Source organism: Arthrobacter glacialis, from assembly GCF_002909445.1.
Classification (GTDB): domain Bacteria; phylum Actinomycetota; class Actinomycetes; order Actinomycetales; family Micrococcaceae; genus Specibacter; species Specibacter glacialis.
In genome coordinates this window covers 161,504-184,580 of record NZ_PPXC01000004.1, presented here as the reverse complement: position 1 = coordinate 184,580, position 23,077 = coordinate 161,504, and the positions used below count along the sequence as shown (strand labels likewise).

Annotated in this window: 24 protein-coding genes; 10 read left to right on the top strand and 14 right to left on the bottom strand. The window is 62.2% G+C overall.

Annotated features, from left to right (window positions below; translation table 11 throughout):
* Window positions 1-17 precede the first annotated feature (17 nt).
* Genes CVS27_RS06475 through CVS27_RS06465 form a run of 3 tightly spaced genes read left to right on the top strand, consistent with a single transcriptional unit; the run spans window position 18 to window position 2,114 of the window.
* On the top strand, window positions 18-890 hold the full coding sequence (locus CVS27_RS06475; RefSeq protein WP_103464916.1) for an HpcH/HpaI aldolase/citrate lyase family protein: 873 nt from the start codon (window positions 18-20) through the stop codon (window positions 888-890).
* Between the two features lie 8 nt (window positions 891-898).
* On the top strand, window positions 899-1,813 hold the full coding sequence (locus tag CVS27_RS06470; RefSeq protein ID WP_103464915.1) for a DUF2797 domain-containing protein: 915 nt from the start codon (window positions 899-901) through the stop codon (window positions 1,811-1,813).
* Window positions 1,814-1,868: 55 nt separating this feature from the next.
* Window positions 1,869-2,114, top strand: a complete 246-nt coding sequence (locus CVS27_RS06465) for a DUF3188 domain-containing protein (RefSeq protein ID WP_103464914.1) — start codon at window positions 1,869-1,871, stop codon at window positions 2,112-2,114.
* A gap of 94 nt (window positions 2,115-2,208) precedes the next feature.
* Here CVS27_RS06465 and CVS27_RS06460 read toward each other — a convergent pair whose 3' ends face one another.
* Window positions 2,209-3,765: an MFS transporter gene (locus tag CVS27_RS06460; protein ID WP_103464913.1), complete on the bottom strand. Its 1,557-nt coding sequence runs from the start codon at window positions 3,763-3,765 to the stop codon at window positions 2,209-2,211.
* 79 nt (window positions 3,766-3,844) lie between these two features.
* Between CVS27_RS06460 and CVS27_RS06455 the strand changes: the two genes are divergently transcribed.
* The 7 genes from CVS27_RS06455 to CVS27_RS06425 all read left to right on the top strand — a co-directional run bounded on the left by CVS27_RS06455 (window position 3,845) and on the right by CVS27_RS06425 (window position 10,350).
* Complete coding sequence (locus CVS27_RS06455; protein WP_103464912.1) at window positions 3,845-4,411, top strand: TetR family transcriptional regulator; 567 nt, start codon at window positions 3,845-3,847, stop codon at window positions 4,409-4,411.
* Window positions 4,412-4,449: 38 nt separating this feature from the next.
* Window positions 4,450-4,899 carry an FAS1-like dehydratase domain-containing protein gene (locus CVS27_RS06450; RefSeq protein ID WP_103464911.1) on the top strand — a complete coding sequence of 150 codons (450 nt, stop codon included), beginning with the start codon at window positions 4,450-4,452 and terminating at the stop codon, window positions 4,897-4,899.
* Window positions 4,899-5,339 carry a MaoC family dehydratase gene (locus tag CVS27_RS06445; RefSeq protein ID WP_103464910.1) on the top strand — a complete coding sequence of 147 codons (441 nt, stop codon included), beginning with the start codon at window positions 4,899-4,901 and terminating at the stop codon, window positions 5,337-5,339. Before CVS27_RS06450 ends, CVS27_RS06445 begins: the two co-directional genes overlap by 1 nt.
* A complete protein-coding gene (locus CVS27_RS06440) occupies window positions 5,336-6,652 on the top strand; it encodes an MFS transporter (RefSeq protein WP_103464909.1) in 1,317 nt (438 codons plus the stop codon). The genes CVS27_RS06445 and CVS27_RS06440 overlap by 4 nt, the downstream gene beginning before the upstream one ends.
* On the top strand, window positions 6,649-7,740 hold the full coding sequence (locus CVS27_RS06435) for a UDP-N-acetylmuramate dehydrogenase (RefSeq protein WP_103464908.1): 1,092 nt from the start codon (window positions 6,649-6,651) through the stop codon (window positions 7,738-7,740). Before CVS27_RS06440 ends, CVS27_RS06435 begins: the two co-directional genes overlap by 4 nt.
* A gap of 229 nt (window positions 7,741-7,969) precedes the next feature.
* Window positions 7,970-9,097 (top strand): fatty acid desaturase family protein, encoded by a 1,128-nt coding sequence (locus tag CVS27_RS06430; protein ID WP_103464907.1) that lies wholly within the window; start codon window positions 7,970-7,972, stop codon window positions 9,095-9,097.
* Between the two features lie 119 nt (window positions 9,098-9,216).
* Window positions 9,217-10,350 (top strand): winged helix DNA-binding domain-containing protein, encoded by a 1,134-nt coding sequence (locus CVS27_RS06425; protein WP_103464906.1) that lies wholly within the window; start codon window positions 9,217-9,219, stop codon window positions 10,348-10,350.
* A gap of 66 nt (window positions 10,351-10,416) precedes the next feature.
* Here the strand turns inward: CVS27_RS06425 and asd are convergent, their stop codons facing one another.
* The 13 genes from asd to CVS27_RS06360 form a co-directional block, all read right to left on the bottom strand.
* Window positions 10,417-11,553, bottom strand: coding sequence for an aspartate-semialdehyde dehydrogenase (asd, locus tag CVS27_RS06420; RefSeq protein WP_103464905.1), 1,137 nt, complete (start codon window positions 11,551-11,553; stop codon window positions 10,417-10,419).
* Between the two features lie 125 nt (window positions 11,554-11,678).
* A complete protein-coding gene (locus CVS27_RS06415) occupies window positions 11,679-12,182 on the bottom strand; it encodes a hypothetical protein (RefSeq protein ID WP_103464904.1) in 504 nt (167 codons plus the stop codon).
* A gap of 27 nt (window positions 12,183-12,209) precedes the next feature.
* Window positions 12,210-12,587 carry a hypothetical protein gene (locus CVS27_RS06410; RefSeq protein ID WP_103464903.1) on the bottom strand — a complete coding sequence of 126 codons (378 nt, stop codon included), beginning with the start codon at window positions 12,585-12,587 and terminating at the stop codon, window positions 12,210-12,212.
* A 69-nt stretch (window positions 12,588-12,656) separates the two neighbouring features.
* Window positions 12,657-13,016, bottom strand: coding sequence for a hypothetical protein (locus CVS27_RS06405; protein ID WP_103464902.1), 360 nt, complete (start codon window positions 13,014-13,016; stop codon window positions 12,657-12,659).
* Window positions 13,017-13,018: 2 nt separating this feature from the next.
* Window positions 13,019-13,609, bottom strand: a complete 591-nt coding sequence (locus CVS27_RS06400) for a dihydrofolate reductase (RefSeq protein ID WP_103464901.1) — start codon at window positions 13,607-13,609, stop codon at window positions 13,019-13,021.
* Entirely contained in the window at window positions 13,606-14,424 is an 819-nt protein-coding gene (locus CVS27_RS06395) for a thymidylate synthase (protein ID WP_103465089.1), read from the bottom strand. Before CVS27_RS06395 ends, CVS27_RS06400 begins: the two co-directional genes overlap by 4 nt.
* Before the next feature lie 10 nt (window positions 14,425-14,434).
* On the bottom strand, window positions 14,435-14,830 hold the full coding sequence (locus CVS27_RS06390; RefSeq protein ID WP_103464900.1) for a GntR family transcriptional regulator: 396 nt from the start codon (window positions 14,828-14,830) through the stop codon (window positions 14,435-14,437).
* A 6-nt stretch (window positions 14,831-14,836) separates the two neighbouring features.
* A complete protein-coding gene (locus CVS27_RS06385; protein WP_165788260.1) occupies window positions 14,837-16,504 on the bottom strand; it encodes a hypothetical protein in 1,668 nt (555 codons plus the stop codon).
* Window positions 16,505-16,598: 94 nt separating this feature from the next.
* Window positions 16,599-17,615: an isopenicillin N synthase family dioxygenase gene (locus CVS27_RS06380; protein ID WP_103464898.1), complete on the bottom strand. Its 1,017-nt coding sequence runs from the start codon at window positions 17,613-17,615 to the stop codon at window positions 16,599-16,601.
* A 122-nt stretch (window positions 17,616-17,737) separates the two neighbouring features.
* Window positions 17,738-18,703: an NUDIX hydrolase gene (locus CVS27_RS06375; protein WP_103464897.1), complete on the bottom strand. Its 966-nt coding sequence runs from the start codon at window positions 18,701-18,703 to the stop codon at window positions 17,738-17,740.
* Window positions 18,703-20,913, bottom strand: coding sequence for an RNA degradosome polyphosphate kinase (locus tag CVS27_RS06370; RefSeq protein ID WP_370739478.1), 2,211 nt, complete (start codon window positions 20,911-20,913; stop codon window positions 18,703-18,705). Before CVS27_RS06370 ends, CVS27_RS06375 begins: the two co-directional genes overlap by 1 nt.
* A gap of 127 nt (window positions 20,914-21,040) precedes the next feature.
* On the bottom strand, window positions 21,041-22,027 hold the full coding sequence (gene mshD, locus CVS27_RS06365) for a mycothiol synthase (protein WP_103464896.1): 987 nt from the start codon (window positions 22,025-22,027) through the stop codon (window positions 21,041-21,043).
* A gap of 302 nt (window positions 22,028-22,329) precedes the next feature.
* Window positions 22,330-23,028 carry a winged helix-turn-helix transcriptional regulator gene (locus CVS27_RS06360; protein WP_103464895.1) on the bottom strand — a complete coding sequence of 233 codons (699 nt, stop codon included), beginning with the start codon at window positions 23,026-23,028 and terminating at the stop codon, window positions 22,330-22,332.
* Window positions 23,029-23,077: the final 49 nt, after the last annotated feature.

The window sequence follows — 23,077 nt, the reverse complement described above, 5'->3', positions numbered from 1 at the left end:
ACGTATACGGTAGAAGCATGTCTAGCACCGTTGGCAACGAAGCCGCATCCAAGCCCGTCCGCACCCGCAACATCCCGGCGGAAATTGCCCGCTCATGGCTCCTGGTCCCGGCCACTCGGCCGGAAATATTCGATGAGGCGGCAGCATCACGCGCCGACGCCGTCGTCCTCGACATTGAAGACGCAGTGGATCCCAAGAAGAAGGACGCCGCCCGCAGCGACGTCATCGACTGGCTGCGCAACGGAGGCCAAGCCTGGGTCCGCATCAACGACGTCCACTCCAACTTCTGGGCCGACGACGTGGCAGGCTTGCGCAACACCCCCGGCCTGCTCGGTGTCATGCTGGCCAAGACCGAACAAGCCGAACAGGTCAAGGAAACCTACCACCGTCTCGACGGCAAGACCCGTGTCCTGGCCCTGGTTGAATCCGCCCTCGGCATCGAGGAAGCCAACAACATTGCCCGTGCCGAAGGTGCCTTCCGCCTTGCGTTCGGCTCCGGCGACTTCCGCCGCGACACCGGCATGGCGGCCGACCGCGAAGCCATGGCCTACCCGCGCGCCAAGCTCGTCGTCGCCAGCCGTGTGGGCAACCTGCCGGGCCCCATTGACGGACCCACAGTGGGCACCAACCACCCGATCCTGCGCGAACAGTCGGCCATCACCGTCTCCATGGGCATGACCGGCAAGCTGGCCCTGGCCATCGACCAGACCACCATCATCAACGAAGTCATCAGCCCCACACCTACTGATGTTGCCTGGGCCACCGACTTCATGAACGATTTCAACGCCCGCGGCGGCATGATCCGCGACGGCTCCGACCTGCCCCGACTGGGCCGCGCCGAGAAGATCATGAAGCTGGCCATCGCCTACGGCGTCCAGCCCGCACTCTAAACCACTTGATGGATGGTGGGCTGGTCCGCGGCGTCTCTTGGAATGCGCAGGGTCCTGCGCTGACCCTGACAACGCACGACGGCGATGCGAGGCTGCCGTTGCTGCCGGGGCAGTGGCTGAGGTTTGAGGTGCTTTCCGGCGATGGCGTCCCGGCCCGCCTCTGTCTGGGGTTCACCCGGGTGGAGGAGTCGGGCCAGCCCCAACACTTCGCATGTCCCACGGGGCAGGGCGCAGAACGAGGCTTCCAGTGCGGTGCCTGTTTCGCCAAGGACCAGATGCGCCTCATGCACGACTTCCACCGCAGCGGCCACGCCCCGCCCGGACTGAAGGCGTATCTGGCTCAGCAGCACTGGCTCTACATTGCCACCTTTGCCGACGGCACCACCAAGGTGGGTACGGCATCCGAGCGCAGCAAATGGAGCCGCCTGGCCGAACAGGGTGCGCTGGTGGCCCGCTACGTGGCCCGCGCACAGGATGGTGCTGTGGTGCGGCACCTTGAAGATGCCGTGTCCACCAACCTGCCACCCACCCAATTCGTGCGCGGGGCGGCAAAGTTTGCAGCGCTTTTGCATCCCCGGCCACCCCTGCACCTGGAACAAACGAACAAGGCGATGGCCGACGTCGTCCGTGAATATGTGGCGGGTCTGGCGCTGGAAGGGTTTGAGGCGGTGGAGGAGCAATGGCAGCGGATTGGCTTTTCGGGAGCTGTGGCGATTCCAAGCCGTCGCACGGCGTACCCGCAACCGCTGGATTCGGGCAGGCACGGCATTCGGCTGGACTCGATGCTGGGCCCCACAGCCCTCGCGGGATTGGACGGCGTGGATGGGGCGTTCCTGGTGGACCTGGGCGGGCTCAAGGGGCACAAGATTCGTTGCGGCGACTACCAAACCGTGGTTCCGGCGCTGCAGGAATCGCTCTTCTAAACCTCGAGCCGCTCACACCGCCCGCGGCGGGGCCCTCGGCCGGTAGACTTAGCGGGTGCTTAATGACTTTTGGGAAACCGCTCCGCCCGCCTACAAATACGCCGTTTTTGGCGGCATGGGGCTGACCTTCATCGGCATCGTGATCATTGTGATCGGTGCCCTGACAACAACACCCTCCATGACCTACATCGCCCTGCCGTTCATCGGCGTCGGACTGCTGGCGCACATGGCGTCCCTGGGCCTGCGCGGACGCAACATCCGCAAGGAACTCAAGGCTGCGGAAAAGCGCAGCAAAGCTTAAAACATGCGGCGGCGTGCCAAACGGGTGGGGACACATGAAGTTTCATAGGTCCCCACCCGTTTGGCACGCCGCCGGCGTTCTGGCTTTGAGCGGCCTAGTGGTCCACCGGCTCCGGGTTGGCCACGGCACTGCGCAAGGCCCACAGGCACATCAGTGCCGCACCCAGCATGAGCGCAACGCTCACCATGGCCACGGTTCCGGAACCGGAATCGAAGGCGTGCTTGGCTGAGCTGAGCAGGGCCTCGCCTTGCGCGGCCGGCAACGTTCCGGCAACATCAATGGCACCACCCAGGGTTTGGGATGCGGTTTCCCTCTCCGCCTCGGACACGCCAGCAGGGAGCACCACGTTCATCCTGTACGCGGCAGCCAAGATGCTGCCCAAGATGGCCGTTCCCAGTACTGAGCCCACCTCGTAGGCGGTCTCCGAGATTGCCGAGGCAGCACCAGCCTTGGCGGGCGGGGCAGCGGAGAGAATGAGGTCGTTGGAAATGGTCTCCGCCATGCCAACGCCGGCGCCCAGGACAACAAAGGCCGCAATGATGCCGGCCACTGAACCGTCGGTGTTGAGCCACACGATCAAGAAGCCCATGGCGTTCAGTAGCAATCCACCCGCCACCAGCCACGACGGCCGGATCCGGTTGGCCAATGATGCGGCCAGGAGACCGGAGATGATGGTGATGGCAAGACCTGGCACCAACACAAAGGCGGCGTGGGTGGGGGAGAGGCCCACAACCAGCTGCAGATGCTGGGTGATGAAGTACAGGAATCCCACTAGCGCAAAAATGCTCAGCAGATTCGCCATGACACCGCCACTGAAGACCGGGTTCTTGAACAGGGTCACGTCCATCATCGGGTTTTCGCGGCGGAGCTGACGGCGCACAAACACGGCGCCCAAGGTCAGTCCAGCCACGATCAGGACAATATTGGTGACGGAGAGACCCGACTGGGCAATTTCCTTGATGCCGAAAATGGTGGGCACCATGGCGCCGAAGGACAACAGAATGCTCAGGGCATCAATTTTGCCCGGGGCAGGATCCTTGGACTCCGGCACAAAGATCGGGGCCAGGATCAGCAGCGGGATCAGCACCGGCACCGACATCAAGAAGACGGCGCCCCACCAGAAGTGCTCCAGAATGAATCCGCCCACAATGGGACCCAGCGCGGCACCGCCGGAGAAGCCGGCCGCCCAGATGGCAATGGCCTTGCGTCGCTGAGCCGGGTGCAGGAACAAATTGCGGATCAGGGACAGTGTTGATGGCATCAGCATGGCACCAAACAAACCAAGCAGTGCCCGGTAGCCAATCAAGGCACCGGCCGTGGGGGCAAACGCGGCAAAAACCGAGACGATGGCGAAGCCCGTGCTACCAATCAGCAGCAGCTTGCGCCGGCCGAACCGATCGGCCAAGCTGCCCATGGGCACCAGCAATGCTGCCAAGACCAGGGGGTAAACGTCGATGATCCACAACAGCTCCGAGGCGGAGGGAACAAGTGCCAGGGAGATCGAGGGGATGGCAAAGCTCAGCACGGTATTGTCCACGGAGACCAGCAGAACGGGCAGCATGAGGACCGCCAGTGCTATCCATGAACGGACGCCTGCACGCGCCGGGCCGTCGGAGGAACCGAGTTTTGATGTGCTTACTGATATCGCCATGCTAACAATTCTATACCGTCCAGCCGGTTTACTGTACCGTCTGGACGGTTTAGTTCGTCACTTCTTGTAGGCTTGTCCAATGACTACACAACCCTCAGCCCGTGACCGGGTGCTTTCTGCCTATGAGGACCTGCTTATTGGCGATGGCCCGCGCGCAGCCACCCTGGACGCCGTTGCTGCTGCCGCTGGCGTTTCCAAGGGGGGCTTGCTCTATCACTTCAAGAGCAAGGAAGCCTTGACGGAAGGGCTTCTCGCGAAGTTGCGAGGGTACGCCGAGCTGGACTTTGCTGCGATGGCGCAGGACCCCGAAGGCTGCGCCAAGTACTACGTGCGCACCAGCGTTTTTGGCGACACCCCCTTTGACCGCGCCATAGTGGCGGCCCACCGGCTGATTCAAAGCGACGACGATGCCGTCCGGCACGTTTTCGCCGAACTGCATGCCCGATGGTTCGAGCTGATCCTGAGCGATATTGGCGATCCTGCCGTGGCCCGCGCGGTGATGCTGCTGGGTGACGGGTTGTATTTCAATGCAACACTTTTTGGATTCCCCACCGTGGTGGCAAGTCCGGCAAACGCCCAAGAAAAAGTGGATGTAGCCTCACTCCTGGAGGTGGTGGACAGGATGCGGTCCGGCACGCGGTCGTAGTGTGCTTTTAGGCATGGCCGGGCTATACGCTTAAGCCCATGAGTATCAATCCCGAGCTGCAGGGGCGCAGCTACCGCTTAGGCGAAATTTACAGTGTTGGCCGCGAATCCATCCGCGACTTTGCCCGGGCGGTCAAGGCCACCCATGCAGCCCATTTTGAGGTTGCCGCGGCCCACGAATTGGGGCATGCGGATCTGGTGGCTCCGCCCACCTATGCCATCATTGTGGCCCAGCGGGCCGACGCCCTGCTGATCAACGACGCCGATTCCGGGATTGACTTCTCCCGCGTGGTTCACGCGGAACAGCGCTTCACGCATCACCGGGCCATTGTGGCCGGGGACGAACTGGTTGCCGAACTTCACGTGGACGCCGTCCGCGGCATGGGTGGTGGCGCCATGATCACCACCCGCGCAGAAATTTCCACTGTTACCGGCGAGGCAGTAGCCACCACAGTGTCAGCCATCTTGGTTCGCGGGGAGGGACAGTAATGACGACAGCATCATTGAACATTGCAGATTTGAGCGTTGGGACCGAGATTGGTTCACGCGTCATTGAGATCTCCCGCGCAGACCTCATCAAATATGCCGGTGCTTCCGGGGACTTCAACCCGATCCACTGGAACGAGCGCTTTGCCCGCGAAGTGGAACTGCCCGGTGTCATTGCCCACGGCATGTTCACCATGGGCGCTGCCGTCCAGTTGGTGACCGACTGGGTGGGCGACCCGGCCGCCGTCGTATCTTATGGAACACGCTTCACCAAGCCCGTCCCCGTTGCTGACCTAGAGGGTGGGCCCGGTGCCGTGGTGGCTGTGACAGGCGTTGTTGGGGCCTTGGATTCCGACGCCGGAACCGCCAGGATCGACCTGACCGTCACCTTGGACGGACAAAAAGTTTTGGTCAAGGCACAAGCCACGGTCCGCTTGGCGTGAGCAGCGTCAAAGCCTGGCGTAACGGTGTAGTCACCGCGTACGCCGGCTCCGGGCTGGTCTTTGCCACCTGGGTTTCCCGTATTCCCGCCATCCGTGACGATCTGGGCCTGAGCGCGGGCCAGGTGGGGCTGATGCTGCTGTGCATGTCCCTGGGATCATTTGTTTCGGTGGCAGCCTCCGGCTTGGTAGTTCTGCGCCTTGGCTCCAAACTGACCTCACGGCTGGGCAGTATCATCCAGACCGTCGGCGTCATCATCATGGGCCTAGGTGCCACGGTGTTCGCCGAAACGTATGTGGTGGGTGCCGGCTTGGTGATTGTGGGCCTGGGCACGGGCAGCTGGAACACCTCCTCAAACATTGAAGGGGCCGCCGTTGAGCGGGCGCTGGGGCGGCACATCATGCCACGGCTCCACGGCTCCTTTAGCATTGGCACGGTCGCGGGCGCCGGGCTGGGCGCCTTGGCGGCATCCATTCACCTCCCTGTGGCGATTCACCTGTCAGTGGTTTCGGTGGCAGTTTGCCTTGCTGTGCTGATAGGCGCCGGCTACTACCAGGCGGACAAGCTAACCTCAACGGCTGCGCTGGTTGACCTGGGCGATTCCGGCGCGGTGCCAGGCACCGGTCCCATCCCCGTCATTACGGCCTCGAGCACGCAGGATCACAACGCCAAGGCGGCTGCGGCTGGCAAACGCGCAGGCAAGGCCAAGATTGCCGCCGCTTGGCGTGACCCCCGCACCTTGATGTTGGGCGCCCTGGTGCTGGGCCTGGGTCTGGCTGAAGGTGCAGCCGGTGACTGGGTGGCCCTGGCCATGGTGGACGGCTACGGCACCAAGGACTCGATTGGTGCCATTGGCTACGGCATCTTCGTCTCCGCCATGACCATTGGCCGCTTTGCCGGAACCGTGCTCCTGGATAAGTACGGCCGCGTGGCGGTACTCCGGGCCGGTGCCGCCCTGGCCGTGGTGGGACTTGGCTTGTTTGTGTTTGCACCCTCGGCAGAGATTGCCTTGGGTGCCCTGGTCCTGTGGGGTCTGGGCTCAGCTTTGGGCTTCCCCGTGGCAATGTCGGCCGCCTCCGACGACCCGGAGCACGCCGCGGCCCGCGTTTCGGTGGTTTCCACCGTTGGCTATGGCGCATTCCTGGGTGGTCCGCCGCTCTTGGGCCTGCTGGCTGAACATGTGGGCGTCCTGCACTCGCTGCTGGCGGTGCTGGGCCTGTTGGTGGTGGCCTTCTTCCTGACACCGGTGGTGCGCAAACCAAAGTACCTAGAGAACACAGTCAATGAGCGCAGTGCGGCTAATGTGGAATTGTGAATGAGCAAAAGTTTCTAAGTTCCCTAACGACGTTGCACGTGGGTGGCCCAGTCAAGAATTACGTTGCGGCCACCAACGAGGCGGAAATCATTGAGGCCGTCACGGCAGCGGACCGCACCGGTGAGCGGCTCCTAATCCTGGGCGGCGGTTCCAATCTGCTCATCTCCGATGAAGGCTTCGATGGCACCGTGGTGAAGATCGCCAGCCAGGGCTATGCCGTTGATTCGCAGGATTCCTGCGGCGGTGCCTCGGTGGTAGTCCAAGCGGGTCATGACTGGGACGACTTTGTTCACCAGAGCGTTTTGCATGCCTGGAGCGGGCTGGAAGCCCTGTCAGGAATCCCCGGCAGCGCTGGCGCAACGCCCGTGCAAAATGTAGGCGCCTATGGCTGCGACGTCTCCCAAACCATCGCCGCAGTGCGGACCTGGGACAGGGAGAAAACCGCTGTCCACACCTTCACCAGCTCCGAGCTGCAGTTCGGTTACCGGGAATCCCTGCTCAAGGCCACCACCGTCAACGGATCCCCTCGCTACGTGGTGCTCAATGTTGAATTTCAGCTCCTGCTGGGCCGTATGAGCGCGCCCATCAAGTACGGCGAATTGGCCCGCACGCTGGGCGTCGAGATTGGCCAGCGGGCAAACTCCCTGGACGTCCGCCGTGCCGTGCTGGCCCTGCGCGCCTCCAAGGGCATGGTCCTGGACCCCGCCGACCGCGACACCTTCTCCACCGGCTCCTTCTTCACCAACCCCATCGTTTCCGCGGAGGTCGCCGCCACGCTCCCCGCCGACGCGCCGCGCTATCCCGCGGGCGATCTGGTGAAACTCAGTGCAGCCTGGCTGATAGAACATGCCGGTTTCGCCAAGGGCTACGGCCTGTTGGGCGAAGTGCCAGCAGCCGGCCAGTCGGACGACGCCGGGACCCCGCCACGCGCCTCCCTCTCCACCAAGCACACCCTCGCCATCACCAACCGTGGCGGGGCCCGGGCCGAGGACATCTTGGCGGTGGCGCGGGAGGTTCGAGACGGCGTCGAACGCAAATTTGGGATCACCCTGGTGCCGGAACCGGTGCTGGTGGGCTGCTCGCTGTAATCCCCACGCCCTCCCACGGCTCGCACGCTCGCCGCGGGGCCCTCGGGCGCGTGGGCCCAACATCCGCGCTGGCCGAGTCCACGGCAGTCACCCCGTACCGGGGTAGGGGGTCAAGACGGCTCCCGAGTGTGATGTGCAGCTCCGGGGCTTTTCGTAGTGTTAATGGAAAGATCTGTCCTTTCTATTAGCTTGGCGCTTCTGTTTGGGAAGCCCGGCACGAGGAGTACCCATGTCGTCGGCAACACTTGATAGCCCGGATGTCTTGGATGAGAGCGACACTCTCACCAAGACAGCAAAAAAACGCCCGGCACGGGACCGTCACGTCACTGATTTCATCCAGCTGACCGAGCAGGTTCGTGCCGCGGGCTTCATGGAACGCGACATCAAGTGGTACGTTTTGCGCATCGTCCGCCAGAGCATTGGCTACTTGGCCGTGTTGGCGCTGTTCCTGACACTGGGCCAGAGCTGGTGGCAGATGGTTACGGCCGTGCTGTTTGCCTTCATGTGCACCCAGACCGCCTTCATTTCCCACGACGCCGCGCACCGTCAGGTGTTCGCCTCCGCGAAGAAGAACGCTTGGCTGGCCCGCATTGCCGGCAATTTATTCGTCGGCTTGAGCTACGGCTGGTGGATGAACAAGCATGGCAAGCACCACCTGAACCCGAACAAGATCGGCGTGGACGGCGACATTGATCCCGGCGCCCTCGTGTTTGATCCCGAGAATGCCGCCAAGCGCACGGGCTTTGCCAAGTGGTTTGCCCGCCGTCAGGGCGCCTTCTTCTTCCCGCTGCTGACCCTCGCCGCGCTGGATCTGCACATCGCCGCCGTCAAGCGCGTACTGGACCGCAAGCAGATTGTGCCCGAACGCAAGGCCGAGATCGCCCTGCTCGTTGTCCGCCTGGTCCTGCTCCCCGCGTTCACCGTCTGGTTCCTCGGCTGGGGTATCGGCTTGGCGTTCGTCGCCGTGCAGATCATGGGGCTGGGCCTGTACATGGGCTGCGCGTTCGCCCCTAACCACAAGGGCATGCCGTTGGTTCCCAAGGACGTCAAGATCGATTTCATGCGCCGCCAGACCCTCATGAGCCGCAACATTTCCGGCGGTTGGTGGGTAGATGTTGGCATGGGCGGTTTGAACTACCAAATTGAGCACCACCTGTTCCCCACCATGTCCTCCAAGAACCTCAAGGCCGTCCAGCCTATGGTCCGCGAATACTGTGCCGAGCGGAACATCACGTACACGGAGACCACGTTGGGCCAGTCCTACATGATCGTGATGCGCTACCTGAACCGTGTGGGCCTGGGCCAGCGCGACCCGTTCGAGTGCCCCATCACGGCCAACATGCGCACGGCCCGCTAATCCCCACGCCCTCGTGGGCCCAGCAACTGACCCGCAGAAAACGCCGAAAAATCACGAAAATCGTTGATTTTTCGGCGTTTTCTGCGGGTCAGTTCTGTGGGTGGGCCTAGATTGGGAGCATGAGTCCCAGTGTCACACCCACCGTCCTGGCCCGGCTGCGGCTTGCCGCCCAGGGAATCCTGCCTACGTCCATCAGTCCCGGTCCGGGGCCGGGGGACGTTGTGCGTTCCTTGACAGCACTCCAAGGACAGGATTTCCCCGGCGTGCTGTGGTCGATCGGCCTGCGCTCACCGGGGAGCACCCGCGCCGCTGTTGAAGCGGCGTTCAACAGCGGTGAACTGGTGAGGTCATGGCCCATGCGCGGCACGTTGCATGTGACGCTTGCAGAGGACCTGGGCTGGATCTTGTCCCTCACGGCTGAGCGGATGGAGTCCGGCATGTCCACCCGCCACCGCGAGCTGGAAATCACGACGGCGGATGTAGACAAGGTGCGGGAGCTCGCCTTGGCGCTGGTGGCCGAGCAGGGCGGCCGAGTGTCCCGGGATGAGCTGTTCACTGCGTTTGAGCGCGCAGGACAAGGGACGAAGGCCCAGCGTGGCTATCACCTCTTGTTTCTGCTCTGCCTCCAAGGAACCTTGGTGCAGGGGCCCATCAATAGTGCGGCTGGGAACGGCAACTCCCAGTTCTTTGTCAGCGCGGAGGCGTGGATCAAGAATCCGCGCGCCATGGACCGTGAACAAGCCCTGGCCGAGCTGGCGCTGCGTTACTTCAGCAGCCATGGTCCGGCCACTATCAAGGACTTTCAATGGTGGTCCAAGCTGACGCTCAAGGACATCAGCGCAGGGTTGGCCCAGCTGGGCGATCAGCTGGCCAGCGTGGTGTGCAACGGCGTCAGCTACTGGCTGGCGCCTGAGACGGCTGAGCTCCTCGGCGGGACGGTTCCCGGGGCACGGTCTCTGCTATTGCTGCCGGGCTTTGATGAGTACCTCTTGGGGTACACCGACCGCAGTGCCGCTCTGGCTCCGCACCACGCCCCGCTGACGGTTCCGGGCGGTAATGGCGTGTTCAAGGCAACGGTCGTGGCTGGCGGAAAGGTGGCCGGAACCTGGCGCAAAGCCCAAGGTATGGCTGAAAAACAAAGGCAACTGGCCGGCGTCGTGCTTCCGGAACTCTTTGGTGAGCTAAGCCCGAACCAAACCAGGTCGCTGGAAAAGTCGTCAACCGCCTACAAACGCTTCCTGCTCCCCAACTGAGACGCACTTGATGCTAAAAATCGCGTGATTTATAGCATCAAGTGCGTCTCAGTTGGGAGGAGGGGGTTAGAGGGTGCCGGTGGCGATCTTCAGCATGCGGCGCAGCGGCTCGGCGGCACCCCAGAGGAGCTGGTCGCCCACGGTGAACGCGCTGATGTATTCCGGGCCCATTTCCATCTTGCGGATGCGGCCCACGGGGACCTCAAGCGTGCCGGATGCAGCCACGGGGGTCAGGTCAGCCATGGAGGCTTCCTTGGTGTTGGGAACCACCTTGGCCCACTCGTTGTCGTTGGCCAGCAGGGACTCGATTTCCGCCACTGACAGGTCCTCGCGGAGCTTCAGCGTCAGGGCCTGCGAGTGGGAGCGCATGGCGCCGATGCGCACGCACAGCCCGTCCATGATCACGCGGTTGGAAGCAGAGGTGCCCAGGATCTTGTTGGTCTCAACCCCGGCCTTCCACTCTTCCTTGGACTGGCCGTTGCCTAAATCGGCGTCGATCCAGGGGATCAAGGAACCGGCCAGCGGCACGCCGAATTGCGAGGAGTCGATGCCTTCGCGCTGGTGGGCCAGGACCTTGCGGTCAATCTCCAGGATGGCCGACGCCGGGTTGTCCAGTTCGGAGGAAACCTCGGAGTTCAGTGTGCCGAACTGGTTCAGCAGCTCGCGCATGTGGCGGGCGCCGCCACCGGAGGCAGCCTGGTAGGTCATGGAGGTGCCCCACTCGACCAGGCCGTTCTTGAACAGCCCGCCCAGGCCCATGAGCATGCAGGAGACGGTGCAGTTTCCGCCTACAAAGTCCTTGACTCCAGAAGCCAACCCGGCGTCGATCACACCGCGGTTGATCGGGTCAAGCACAATGATGGAGTCGTTGTTCATGCGCAGCGTGGAGGCCGCGTCCATCCAGAGACCGTCCCAGCCGCGGTTGCGCAGCTCGGTGTGCACGCGGGAGGTGTAGTCCCCGCCCTGGGCTGTGACAATAATGGGAAGCTTCGCCAGAGTGTCAATATCAAAGGCGTCTTCGAGTTTGCCGGCGTCGCCGGAGCCTGCAATCGCCGGGGCAGCGCCGCCGGCGTTCGAGGTTGAGAAGAAGACGGGGTTGATATCGCCGAAGTCGCCTTCGTCCTGCATGCGCTGCAGCAGAACGGAACCGACCATGCCGCGCCAGCCGACAAGGCCGACGGAAGGAACACTGTTATTGGTCATGCCCCAAGTTTACGATGGAGGGGCAAACTGGCGGCAAATCCGTGTCACCCAATGAACACGTACGACGGCGTTTCGCACCGCCGCGCGAAGGTGCAGCCGGGCGCGGTGCACGTTCCGTGCAGGGCTTAGCGTGTGTAGTTCCCCGGTACCGGGTTCTCGGCAAGCATGGGTGTTCCAGAGGGCGTGGGCAAACCCCTTTGACGGCGCAGGAGCGTGGCCTTGGCCTCGATGACCAGATAGCGGCCAATGACCACAAGTATGAGCAGGGAGAGCGCGAACCCGAACCACAGGCCCCCGTGGAGGTTTCCGGGATTCTCCCTGGCGCTGCCCAGTATGGCAAGGATCATAACAACGTTCAGAAATAGCAGGGTTGCTGTTGATACTGCCCAGCCCCAAACCGTTCGAATCACCGGCCCCTGTCCACCGCGCCACACACCGTATTCCTCGGGCAGGTAGCTGACCAGCTCGCCGTTGTTGGCGCGTACAAGGTAACGCTTCTGGCCGCTGGCAGCTGCCGCATCGTGCCACGCCATGGTCTGGGCGTCCCGCAGCTCCCGCTGTTCGTGCTTCTCGCGTTTTTCGCGCTGCTTCTGGTGCCAGCGCTGGTCACGCTCCGCTTTGGATCTCATTGATGTTCCCAATCCTGCGAGTGTTCGTCAGTAGTCGATGTTCTTGGCCAGCTCCGGGTTCTCGCGTTCCCATTTTTCACGGAGGCGGGCGGTGCGGAATTCAATCCAGCTGAGGAAAAGCATGAAGGCGGCGGCCCCGAACATGACCGGCCCGCCCACAGGGTATTCGCTGGCAACCAGGAACCAGACGCCGCAGGCAAAGAACCCCACGGCAAAGACGATGGGTATGGCGCTCTGAATGCGGATGTTCCTTGGCTTGAGCGGCGTCTGGGACCCGTTGACGTACATGCCGCGCGTGTAGGCGTGGGGGCCGTACTGGCTCCGCATCCTCCTGCGGTCACGGATGAGGTTGTTGTGGTGTGGCTCGTAAGGTTCGGAGGGTTGCTCCGGAGCGATGTGGGTCATGGGTTCCTCATTGGTAGCAACGAATTCTCAAAGGGCGCCAGTCGGTGGAGCGCGCAGTTTACGTCCGGACTACCAATCCTTGCGCGGCACGCGCTTAGCGATGAGCCACTTCTGCCGGCGGTTGGCAACGATGAAGGCCCAGACGCCTGTCGTGGCGGCTCCCAAAAAGACCAGGCCGGCATAAATGCTGCCGGGCAAGGCGAAGCCGGAAATTGTGGCCGGGTAGATCGGGACGCAAGCAATGACGAACAAGACAACGCCCAGAAAGCGGATGGCGTTCGGATTTTGCAGTGGTGTCTTTGCCTGGAATGTGTAATCCGGTGGCACCCCGCCCGGCCCATACTCCTGTTCGTACTGGCGCACGTTGAACGGGTTGGGGTCATGGTTCGCCCCGTTGGGGGACTCGCGCTGCTCTGAACCGTCTGCCATGACTATTCCGCCTGGAACTCCGTGTCGCCCTTGGCCCAGAGGGTGATCCGATATTCGGTGCCGTTCTTGGACGTGTGCCAGCCCTCCAGCGGCGACGCGCCGCGGAACGACCATTCGTGCCCCAGCCCCGGCGCCTGCGTGTCCCCGGAAACATCCGAGTTGATGACAGTAATCACCGCAACGTTGCAGTGCTCCTGGGCCTGCGCATAAACCTGTCCACCGCCAATAACCCACACCTCATCGCCGCCGGGGGAGAACTGCGCTTCCACGAGCGCCTCTTCCAACGAATCAAGGACGACGGCGCCACTTGCCTCGGGCGTTGCGCTCCAGCCTTCTTGGCGGGTCACCACAATGTTGGTCCGATCCGGCAGCGGCCGGTACTTTTCCGGGAACGATTCCCACGTGCGCCGGCCCATGACCACGGGGTGACCCGTGGTTACCCGCTTAAAATGGGCCATGTCTTCCGGCAAGTGCCAGGGCATGCCGCCATCGGCACCAATGACGCCACCGTTTGTCTGCGCCCAGATCATGCCAACAATGGGCTGGCTGAAGCGGTAAAAAGTGGGAATGTTCAAAGCAGGTGTGTCACTCATACAGCGATCGGTGCCTTAATTGTGGGGTGGTGCTGGTAGTTGACCAGCTCAAAATCGTCAAAGGAATAGTCAAAAATTGACTCGGGCTTGCGGGTGAAACGCAGCTGCGGGTACGGGTATGGTTCGCGGGACAGCTGCTCGGCAACCTGCGTCAGGTGGTCGTCATAAATATGGACGTCGCCGCCGGTCCAAATGAATTCACCCGGCTCCATGTCCAATTGCTGCGCCACCATCATGGTCAGCAGGGCGTAGGAGGCAATGTTGAACGGCACGCCCAGGAAGGTGTCGGCGGAACGCTGGTACAGCTGGCAGCTAAGCTTGCCGCGGCCGTCCTCGGTGGGGGCAACATAAAACTGGAAAAATGCGTGGCACGGCGGCAGCGCCATGTTTTTCAGCTCGCCCACGTTCCAGGCTGAGACAATGTGGCGGCGAGAATCCGGGTTGCTTTGCAGCGATTCCATGACTTGGGCAATCTGGTCAATGTGCTCGCCGTCCGGAGTGGGCCAGGAGCGCCACTGGACGCCATAGACAGGACCCAGCTCTCCGGCGTCGTCCGCCCATTCATTCCAAATCTTGACACCGTTCTCCTGCAGCCAGCCCACGTTCGAGTCGCCGCGCAGGAACCATAAAAGTTCCAGCGCCACGGACTTGAAATGCACGCGCTTGGTGGTGATCAGCGGGAAACTCTCGCTCAGGTCAAAGCGCAGCTGGCGGCCAAAAACGCTCCGCGTGCCGGTGCCGGTGCGGTCCGACTTCGCGGTACCGTTGGCCAGCACATCGCGCAGCATGTCCTCATAAGGGGTCAAAATAGTCACGCGCACAAGTCTACTGGGAGCCCCGCTGGTTCAGTCGCCCTTGAAGAAGTGAGATCAACGTCTTTCCATCCAGCCCGGCACGCTCGCCCACCGCCAGGAGATGGTCGACGGCGGCCATCACCTCCCCGGACGCTCCCGGATCAGTCGGTGGTCGAGCCTGACGTGACCGGGCAACAACGGTTCCCTGCCTGCGGTTGGTAGTGACAAAGCCGGTGGCTTCGAGCCCCTTGTAGGCCCGGGCCACGGTGCCCGCAGCAACGCCAAGATCGGCAGCCAAGCTGCGGACGGTGGGCAAGCGGGTGCCGGCGCGAAGTTCTCCCACGGCAATGAGCGATGCTATTTGCGTTTGCACCTGCTCGTACGGCGGGGTGGCTGTTTCCAGGTCAATGACGATTTGTGCTTCCACGGTGGGCTACTTGCTCGGACTCGTGTTGCTGGACTGGACTGGGGCGGGCGGCGCAAAATCAGCGGGCGTGTAGCCCCTGGCCGGCAAGAACAGCAGCATGAGCGACAGCGCAAAGCAGAGGGCAGCCAGGGCGCCCGGGTCGAATTGTGGTGCCAGCGGGTTTGTGCTGGTTGGCGGTCCCGCCATGGACAGCAACAGGCCCGCCAGAGCGAACCAGCAGCTCGCAACCGTTCGAGCGATGCGAAACAGGGACCTGCGGCGCAGAGTATCGTCAAGAGCGGCCGGCACTTGGTGCAGCTCTGGTCGCGTAAGCACGAACCACATGGCCGCGGCACCCGCCAGCAGGATGAAAGCCGCCAGGAGGCTGGTCACCCAATAGATGGCAATGGGGTTGGGACTGCCGTCCCATCTGAGCGGTGTCGTTCCAGTGGCAACGGCCGAGGCATACACAAAGGCACCGGCAAGCCCCATTGCACTGAGCCCAAATGCTGCCCAGGTGTACCGTGGCAGGGCCCCGGTCAGGGTGACTGTCCGCCCGACGCCGGAATGCCGCCGAACTGAGTAGTTCCGTTTCAGGACCCATTCCAGTGCCAAATGGGCCAACACCATGCAGGCAAGGGTTGCCGTGACGATGCCCATCGACCCCAGCCAGGGCCGTACAACCAAACCGAGTAAGACCCCGGCCGCCATGGCCGGAATCAGCACCACCACCGTGGAATCCATCAGCTTTGCAGCCGCAACGCTCTCGCGGCTGGGTTGTTCCGCTGCGGCCAGGGGCACCGACTTGAAGGGTGACACCGGATCCAGGGTCGGCGGCTTCCAAAACAACATCGTGACCAGGACGGCCATGTTGACCAGTCCCAACCAATTTGTGTAGGACAGCACATCGCTGCCCGGAACCGGCTGCACCAAGTAGTTCCCTGCAATCGCGGATAGGCCTGAAGCCACAGTGGCTGACACCCGCAGCAACCGGTTCATTCCGATGACACGCAGGGTGTTGTTCTGCTTGGGACTCAGCGCTTCAAGTGATCGTCGCGAGGCGATGAGTCGCATGACGAGCAGCGTGCCTGCAGCCAGGAGAACCAGCGCCGAGGAGAGGGCAATCGCCATGGCCCAGCCGTCCACCCGGCCAAGGGTCCAGAGTCCGACGGAGCCGGGTGCGGGACGGTCAATTGCGCCAAAGCTGCGGGCGGCGGCAACGAAGGGCATGACCGCTGCGCTCACCAGGAAAACGCCCAATACGGTCCAGCCGAGTGCCGGCTCCACATAATCGCGCACTCGTCGGAATTCCAGGCTGGCCTTACGCTTTGCGGACTTCGGCGCCGGCCACGTGGCCTGCCCGATGGTGTGGATGATAAGAACCGCTGCAACTGGGGTGAGGAGGGCTGTCCATCGGATGAGCCCCCACGGTTCCATCGATTCGGTCGACTGGCCGTAATGGGAGATGCCGGCTTGTCCTGCGGCCGAAAGGCTGCTGAATGCCCAAGCGATGACACCCGTCCACAGGGCGTGCTTGCGAATGCGCTCCAACGATGGCCCGCCGCGAGGTGTCCACACGGCAAAACGCAGCACAGAATAGAACAGCACGCACAGCAGCGCCAGTGGGACGCCCAGTGACATGACCATTTCCATGAACGTTGGCGCGAGCGGATTTGGAGCCATCATTTCCCCCATCAAGAATCTTTGTATCAAGAGTAAGGTACAAAGAAGGTGTGGGAAAGGGCGAAGCGCACTGTGACGCCGTTATTCGGATTGGCGGCGGCCGGGCTTAGTCCACCAATAGGTCCGCATGCTGGGCGGCAACAACGTTGGGGTGTGCCCGGATCCGGTAGCGAAGGGCGTTGTCGCCGTACGTCTGAAGGATGGGGCTGTTGCCCGGGTCAACAGACAATCCGCGGGCTTTGGACTGAAATTCCGGGCTGACGGCGAGCTGGGGCATGGTCGAATCCAGTGCAGGATTGAAGAAGAACGGCAGGGAGATCCGGTCGGTGCCTCGCAGCGGGGAGATGACCCGGTGCAAGGTCGCCTTGAGGTAACCGTTCGTTGCCAGCTCAAGCATCTCGCCAATATTGACCACAAAGGTGCCAGGCACCTGCGGCGCGTCGATCCATTTGCCCTGATACTCCACCTGGAGCCCACCCTTTTCAGGTTCCACGAGTAGAAGTGTCAGCACGCCGCCGTCGCGGTGCGAGCCCACACCCTGCTTGGGCTCCGGGTCAGACTCGCCGGGGTAACGCACAATCTTGAGCACAGGGAAAGCCTGGGCCGCGAATGCTGCATCAAAGGTGTCCCCGGGTGCCCCCAGTGAGAGGGCCAGGGCCCGCAGGAGTTCCAGTGAGATGGCGCTGAGCCGCTCGGTCCATTCGGAGACGACAGCGCGCATCTCCGGCAGCCCTTCGGGCCACAGATTGGGGCCTTCCAAGCGCCAGTAGTCAGCCACCCCGGGGCCTGGGGCAACAATGTCGCGATCCACGCCGATGTCAATCTGCTCGCGCCAATCCACGCCCCCGTCGGTGAGCTCGCCACCCATGCGGGTGTAGCCGCGGAATTGGGGGCTGTGGATGTTCTCTACGGCGAGCTTTACGTCCTCGGGTAGATCAAAGAACCGGCGGGAAACTGAAAGCATGGCGTCCGTGAGTTCTTGGGGTACGCCATGGCCGGCCAGGTACAGGAACCCGACCTCATGCATGGCATCACGCAGGTCATTTCGGAACTGGGTGGCCTCCTCCGGGCCGGCGCTGAGCCGGGAGAAGTCCAATACTGGCAGTGAATCGAGTGACGGCATGCTATATATCCTTTACGGCGACGTTGGCAAGCGAAATCCCTTATTCGCTCCAATGTTACGTACCTTAGGCCGTCAATGGGGAAGAACATGTCGAATTACTACAAATTGCTCCTAGTGTGCCGCTAGTCCTCGTAAGGCTTGTGCTGCTCAAGTGCAACGATCCGGCCAGGATTTGCGACCGAAACGTGGGCCACCAGAACCTCACCGGGCGACAGGTGCGGGTCCAAGACGGGCAGCTCGTGGGCCAAATCATGGGACATGTGCCCGGCCAAGGCGGCCAGGACTGATGGTATGACGGGACGGTGGGTGCACACGGCAGCCGCACTGGATCGGGTCAACAACTTTTCAATCACCGACCTGGCCTTGCCCGGATGCCGCTTGTGGTCGGCCTCCGTCAACCACGGGACCACCTTTACCTTGGCTTTGGTTGCCTGCGCGTAAGGGGAGATGGTGGCAATGCACCTTGTCCAGCCGCTGGTGTAAACCTTGCCCGGACGCCAGGACATGAGCAGGCGTTGCAAATACAGCGCCTGCCGCTTGCCCGTTGCCGCCAGAGGGCGTTCACCCTCGGCCCGTGTCCATGCCGAACGCGGCTTGGCCTTGGCGTGACGGACTATCAGCAGCGGCCACGTTTCCAGGGTGTTAGCCCCATGGGCAGTCACCAATGCATCCAACGGCTCCACATCGGAGGGGTTGGACAGCAGCCCGCGTGCCTTGGTGGGACTGCACCAAATAACAGCGTCCACTTCCTTGCCGTCGGGGATCGGGGGCACGTCATCCACGCGGGCGGCCCAGTAGTGGACTTCCTTGTTGCCAGGTTTTACGGCATAGCGGATGGACGGCAGCGGGATGCCCAAGGTAATGGGCAGGCCCACCTCCTCAAACACTTCACGCACAGCGCATTCGGGGAGTGTTTCGCCCTTGTCCAATTTGCCCTTGGGCCAGGACCAGTCGTCATAGCGCTGCCGGTGAATGAGCAGAACTTCCAGTTTTTTCTTCTTCAGTCGCCAGCACAGCGCGCCGGCTGCATAGATGGAGACTTCAGTGCCCTCAACCGCAGGGTCTTCGATGTGTTCAGCGCTGCGCATTACCGGTGCAGGATTGAGTGCTGGCGTGAACGGCTGGCCAGCAGCCACGATTGGATATCGAGCAAGGGGTTGCCCGCGCTGTCGAGGTGGTGGCGTGTCCACTCGCCGTCGTTGTCCAGATGCCAGCTGGCAGTCCCGGAGTCCAGGTAGCGGTTCAGGAGTGAGGTGACCTCTGCAATGTCTTCCCGGTTGGAGAGCCTTACCAGCGCCTCAACGCGGCGGTCCAGGTTTCGGTGCATCATGTCAGCGGAGCCAATGTAGACCTTGGGGTCCCCGGCATTGGCAAACGTGAAGACGCGCGAGTGTTCCAGGAAGCGGCCCAGCACCGAGCGGACGGTGATGTTTTCGCTAAGTCCGGGAACGCCTGGGCGCAATGAGCAGATGCCGCGCACAATCACACCCACATCCACACCCGCCTGCGAAGCGCGGTAGAGGGAGTCGATGATGGCCTCATCCACCATGGAGTTGACCTTGATGCGCACTTGGGCGGGCAAGCCGGCCTTCTTGTTGGCGATCTCGGCGTCGATGCGTGCAATCAGGCCCGAACGCACCGAACGCGGTGCCACCAGCAGTCTGTCAAAAGTGGTTTTGGGGGCGTATCCGGAGAGCTGGTTGAAAAGCTTGGACAGATCCTCGCCCACCTGGTTGTCCGCCGTGAGCAGGCCCAGATCCTCGTAGTATCTGGCCGTGCGGGGATGGTAATTGCCTGTGCCGATGTGGCAGTAACGGCGCAATCCATCTTGTTCCTGGCGAACCACCAAGGAGAGTTTGCAGTGGGTTTTCAAGCCCACAATGCCGTACACCACGTGCACGCCAGCCTGTTCCAGCTTGCGGGCCCAGGAGATGTTGGCCTGCTCATCAAAGCGGGCCTTGATTTCCACCAGGGCCAAAACCTGCTTGCCAGCCTCGGCAGCATCCACCAGGGCATCCACAATGGGGGAGTCACCCGATGTCCTGTACAGGGTCTGCTTGATGGCGCGTACCTTGGGATCGGCGGCAGCTTGTTCAAGAAACGCCTGCACCGAGGTGGAGAAGGAATCGTAGGGGTGGTGCAACAAGATGTCACGACGGCGCATGGCCGCGAATACGTTGGCCGCCTTGGACGTCTCCGAGGCGTTCAAGTCACGGGAGGTGTGGGCTACATGCTTGGGATAGCGCAGATCCGGCCTGTCGATGCTGCCAATGATGGACAAGCCACGCAGATCCAGAGGTGCCGGCAGTGAATAAACTTCTGTCTCGTTCACATCCAGCTCGCGCACCAGCAACGCCAAGATGCTGGGGTTGATGTCGGTCGCGACTTCAAGGCGCACGGGTGGACCAAATTTGCGTCGCAGCAGTTCCTTCTCCAACGCCTGCAGGAGGTTCTCAGCGTCGTCCTCTTCAACCTCAAGGTCCTCATTACGGGTCACCCTGAACGAGTGGTGCTCCACAATTTCCATGCCCGGGAACAACTGGTCCAGGTGCTCGGCAATGACCTCTTCCAGCGGGATGAAACGCGCCACACGCCCCGGCACGGTGCCAGCGCGAGGGCCGTCAACCGAGACAAGGCGCGGCAGCAGGTCCGGCACCTTGACGCGGGCAAAGAGCTCCTTGTCGCTGACCGGATTGCGGACCACAACGGCCAAGTTCAGGGACAGGCCGGAAATGTACGGGAAGGGGTGGGCCGGATCCACTGCCAGTGGGGTGAGGATGGGGAACATCTTCTCGGCAAACATTTTGGAGAGCTGCACCTTGGACGGGTCATCAAGTTCTTCCCAATGGACCAAGTGAATGTGTTCGTAGGCCAAGGCCGGGCGGATCTGACTGGCAAAAACGTGCGCATGCCGGGCCTGTAGCTCGTGGGCGGCGTCGCTGATCTGTTCCAGGACCTCGACGGGGCTGAGCCCGGCGGGGGAGGGCACGGCCAAGCCGGTAGCAATGCGGCGCTTCAGCCCGGCCACCCGCACCATGAAGAACTCATCCAGGTTGGAGGCAAAAATGGAAAGGAAGTTAACCCGCTCCAACAGCTGCAGATCCGGATCCTCGGCAAGTTCGAGCACGCGGGAGTTGAAGGCCAACCAGCTCAGCTCCCGGTCAAGGAACCTGTCGGGGCTGATGTCGCCCTCTGGGATGAGCGTGGGCTCAAACTCCGGGATCTCGATCCTGTCCTGGGTGGCCCGTGAGGCCGGCACTTCACCCGAAAAGAACCGTTCCTGCCCGTTGGATGCCATGCTGTTCACGGGTCCCTTGTATTCGCGCTTCATCGACGAGTCCTCATAGTTGGTGATGCTTTGAAACAACAGTACAAGTTTGGGTCACAGCTGGGAAAATTTCCTGCGTGCAGGCTAGGGATGGGGTCTAGGCGGACATGGGCCCGTACATGACAGAGGAGTCCCACTTGGCGAATCCCAGCTTGCGGTACAGTGCCACAGCAGCCTCATTGTCGGCGTCTACGTAAAGCATAATGGCGCGCAAACCGGCGTTGTGCAGGTAGTCAATGCCCGCCCGGGTGAGGGTCTTGCCGAGCCCCATTCCTTGAGCGGCCGGCGTCACTCCCACCACGTAAACCTCACCCATGGCCGCCTGGCCGGAGCGTGCGGGGTGAATTTTTGTCCAGTGGAACCCCAGAATCTCATCGGCCCCATTGACGGCCAGGAAGAAACCTGCCGGATCAAACCAGTCCTCGTCCATGCGGGCCCGCAAGTCGGAGCGCGTTAGCGAGCCCTGCTCGGGGTGGTGGGCAAAGGCAGCCGCGTTGGCTGCCAGCCACGCGTCTTCGTCTTGGTTCGGCACAAATGTTCGCAAGCTCACGCCGTCGGGGGTTGGGTAGTCCGCTTGAACCGGCTCGACCGGCTGTGTGAATTGCGGCGCCTGCCTGACCAGACGCATGCGCCACAGTTCACGGATGGCCCTATACCCGTAGCTGGCGGCAAGATCGGCGGCGGCCTCATGGTCGCCGTGGGACCAGGCTTTGATGCCTTGCAACCCACGGACCTCAACCAGCTTGTCCGCCAAAATAGCGCCCACACCGTCGTTCCGGTAGGCAGGGTGCACCACCAGCTCCAGCACGCCCTCATTGCCATCGAGGACCACAATGGCAACGCCGGCCAGGTCCTCGCCCACAGTTGGGGAGGCGTCCTCGGGGGCGTAGGTAAGTAGCGTCAGGACGCTGTGCGGGCCTGCCTGGGTGGATTTGAGTTCCACCAGTGTTTGTTCCGAGAATGGCGGGTTGCCGTCGGCGTCTTCGGCCGCGTCAATCACCGTCTGGATCTCTCGGCGAATCTCAGGGCCGGGGGCTCCTGCGATTATGGTCACTGGCCAGCTGTCAGTCTTTGCGGGGCTCATAGCAACAGCCTAGTAGGCCTATGTCAGCTAGCGCGAGACTCCGCGTAAATAGTTCTCGGGCAGAGGAGTCTGGGGCGGGTGCAAGGCTGCCTGCGATGGGTGCGGGTTTGCATGCGGGCAAGGTGGTGGCATAGAGTTTGAGGGCAGCTGGACGGGGAAACCCATGCAGCTTGTTGTTTGACTGGGGGGATGCACCAGTGGGGTGTCCTCGATACGTTCGACCCGTATGTCCTCCACCAAATAGTGAAGGCCCGCAGCAATTGCTGCGGGCCTTCTGCGTTCTGCCCAACAGTTCGCAAGCGCTAAACGTCAGCCATGTCGCCGTCGGGCTGGCGTGAAACCGTGAGCCGGTACCCAACGTTGCGAACGGTGCTGATCAGGCTCTCGTTCTCGGAGCCGAGCTTGGCGCGCAGGCGCCGAACGTGAACGTCCACGGTGCGGGTGCCCCCGTAATAGTCGTAGCCCCACACCTCATTGAGCAGCTGGGCCCGGGTAAAGACCCGTCCCGGGTGTTGGGCAAGGTACTTCAGCAGTTCAAATTCCTTGTAGGTCAAATTCAATGCCGTGCCGTGCACTCGGGCTGTGTAGCTGTCTTCGTCAATAACAATCCCGGCGGCCTGGATTTCCTGATGGGTGCCATCTTCGGCACTCGCCGCGCGGGTCAACGCCAAGCGAATCCGTGCTTCAACTTCAGCCGGTCCCGCGGATTCCAAGATGACGTCGTCGGCAGCCCATGAGGCCGTCACGGCTGCCATTCCGCCTTCGGTCAACACCAGCAGCAACGGCACGCTGATTCCTGTGGCGCGTAAAAGTTGGGTCAAGGAACGGGAACCAACAAGGTCTTTTCGGGCGTCGACCATGATCAGGTCGGAGGGCTTGGCATCCAGCAGGGCCGTTGGTACGGCGGGGAGAATGTGTACGTGGTGGCTCAAAAGTTCCAGCGCAGGCAAAACATCCACGGACGAACCGTGGTTATTGGTCAGCAATAAAATCTGCGACATGTATTCCTAACAAAGTGCTGTGTATGCGCATCTTTGAGCGACGAACCAC

What these genes read in the sequence shown, in the direction of transcription:
- CVS27_RS06475 (WP_103464916.1), top strand. Translation starts at nt 18, where the DNA reads ATGTCTAGCACCGTTGGCAACGAAGCCGCATCCAAGCCCGTCCGCACC.
- CVS27_RS06470 (WP_103464915.1), top strand. Translation starts at nt 899, where the DNA reads ATGGATGGTGGGCTGGTCCGCGGCGTCTCTTGGAATGCGCAGGGTCCT.
- CVS27_RS06460 (WP_103464913.1), bottom strand. Translation starts at nt 3,765, where the DNA reads ATGGCGATATCAGTAAGCACATCAAAACTCGGTTCCTCCGACGGCCCG.
- CVS27_RS06455 (WP_103464912.1), top strand. Translation starts at nt 3,845, where the DNA reads ATGACTACACAACCCTCAGCCCGTGACCGGGTGCTTTCTGCCTATGAG.
- CVS27_RS06450 (WP_103464911.1), top strand. Translation starts at nt 4,450, where the DNA reads ATGAGTATCAATCCCGAGCTGCAGGGGCGCAGCTACCGCTTAGGCGAA.
- CVS27_RS06445 (WP_103464910.1), top strand. Translation starts at nt 4,899, where the DNA reads ATGACGACAGCATCATTGAACATTGCAGATTTGAGCGTTGGGACCGAG.
- CVS27_RS06430 (WP_103464907.1), top strand. Translation starts at nt 7,970, where the DNA reads ATGTCGTCGGCAACACTTGATAGCCCGGATGTCTTGGATGAGAGCGAC.
- CVS27_RS06425 (WP_103464906.1), top strand. Translation starts at nt 9,217, where the DNA reads ATGAGTCCCAGTGTCACACCCACCGTCCTGGCCCGGCTGCGGCTTGCC.
- asd (WP_103464905.1), bottom strand. Translation starts at nt 11,553, where the DNA reads ATGACCAATAACAGTGTTCCTTCCGTCGGCCTTGTCGGCTGGCGCGGC.
- CVS27_RS06415 (WP_103464904.1), bottom strand. Translation starts at nt 12,182, where the DNA reads ATGAGATCCAAAGCGGAGCGTGACCAGCGCTGGCACCAGAAGCAGCGC.
- CVS27_RS06410 (WP_103464903.1), bottom strand. Translation starts at nt 12,587, where the DNA reads ATGACCCACATCGCTCCGGAGCAACCCTCCGAACCTTACGAGCCACAC.
- CVS27_RS06405 (WP_103464902.1), bottom strand. Translation starts at nt 13,016, where the DNA reads ATGGCAGACGGTTCAGAGCAGCGCGAGTCCCCCAACGGGGCGAACCAT.
- CVS27_RS06400 (WP_103464901.1), bottom strand. Translation starts at nt 13,609, where the DNA reads ATGAGTGACACACCTGCTTTGAACATTCCCACTTTTTACCGCTTCAGC.
- CVS27_RS06385 (WP_165788260.1), bottom strand. Translation starts at nt 16,504, where the DNA reads ATGGGGGAAATGATGGCTCCAAATCCGCTCGCGCCAACGTTCATGGAA.
- CVS27_RS06380 (WP_103464898.1), bottom strand. Translation starts at nt 17,615, where the DNA reads ATGCCGTCACTCGATTCACTGCCAGTATTGGACTTCTCCCGGCTCAGC.
- CVS27_RS06375 (WP_103464897.1), bottom strand. Translation starts at nt 18,703, where the DNA reads ATGCGCAGCGCTGAACACATCGAAGACCCTGCGGTTGAGGGCACTGAA.
- CVS27_RS06370 (WP_370739478.1), bottom strand. Translation starts at nt 20,913, where the DNA reads ATGGCATCCAACGGGCAGGAACGGTTCTTTTCGGGTGAAGTGCCGGCC.
- mshD (WP_103464896.1), bottom strand. Translation starts at nt 22,027, where the DNA reads ATGAGCCCCGCAAAGACTGACAGCTGGCCAGTGACCATAATCGCAGGA.
- CVS27_RS06360 (WP_103464895.1), bottom strand. Translation starts at nt 23,028, where the DNA reads ATGTCGCAGATTTTATTGCTGACCAATAACCACGGTTCGTCCGTGGAT.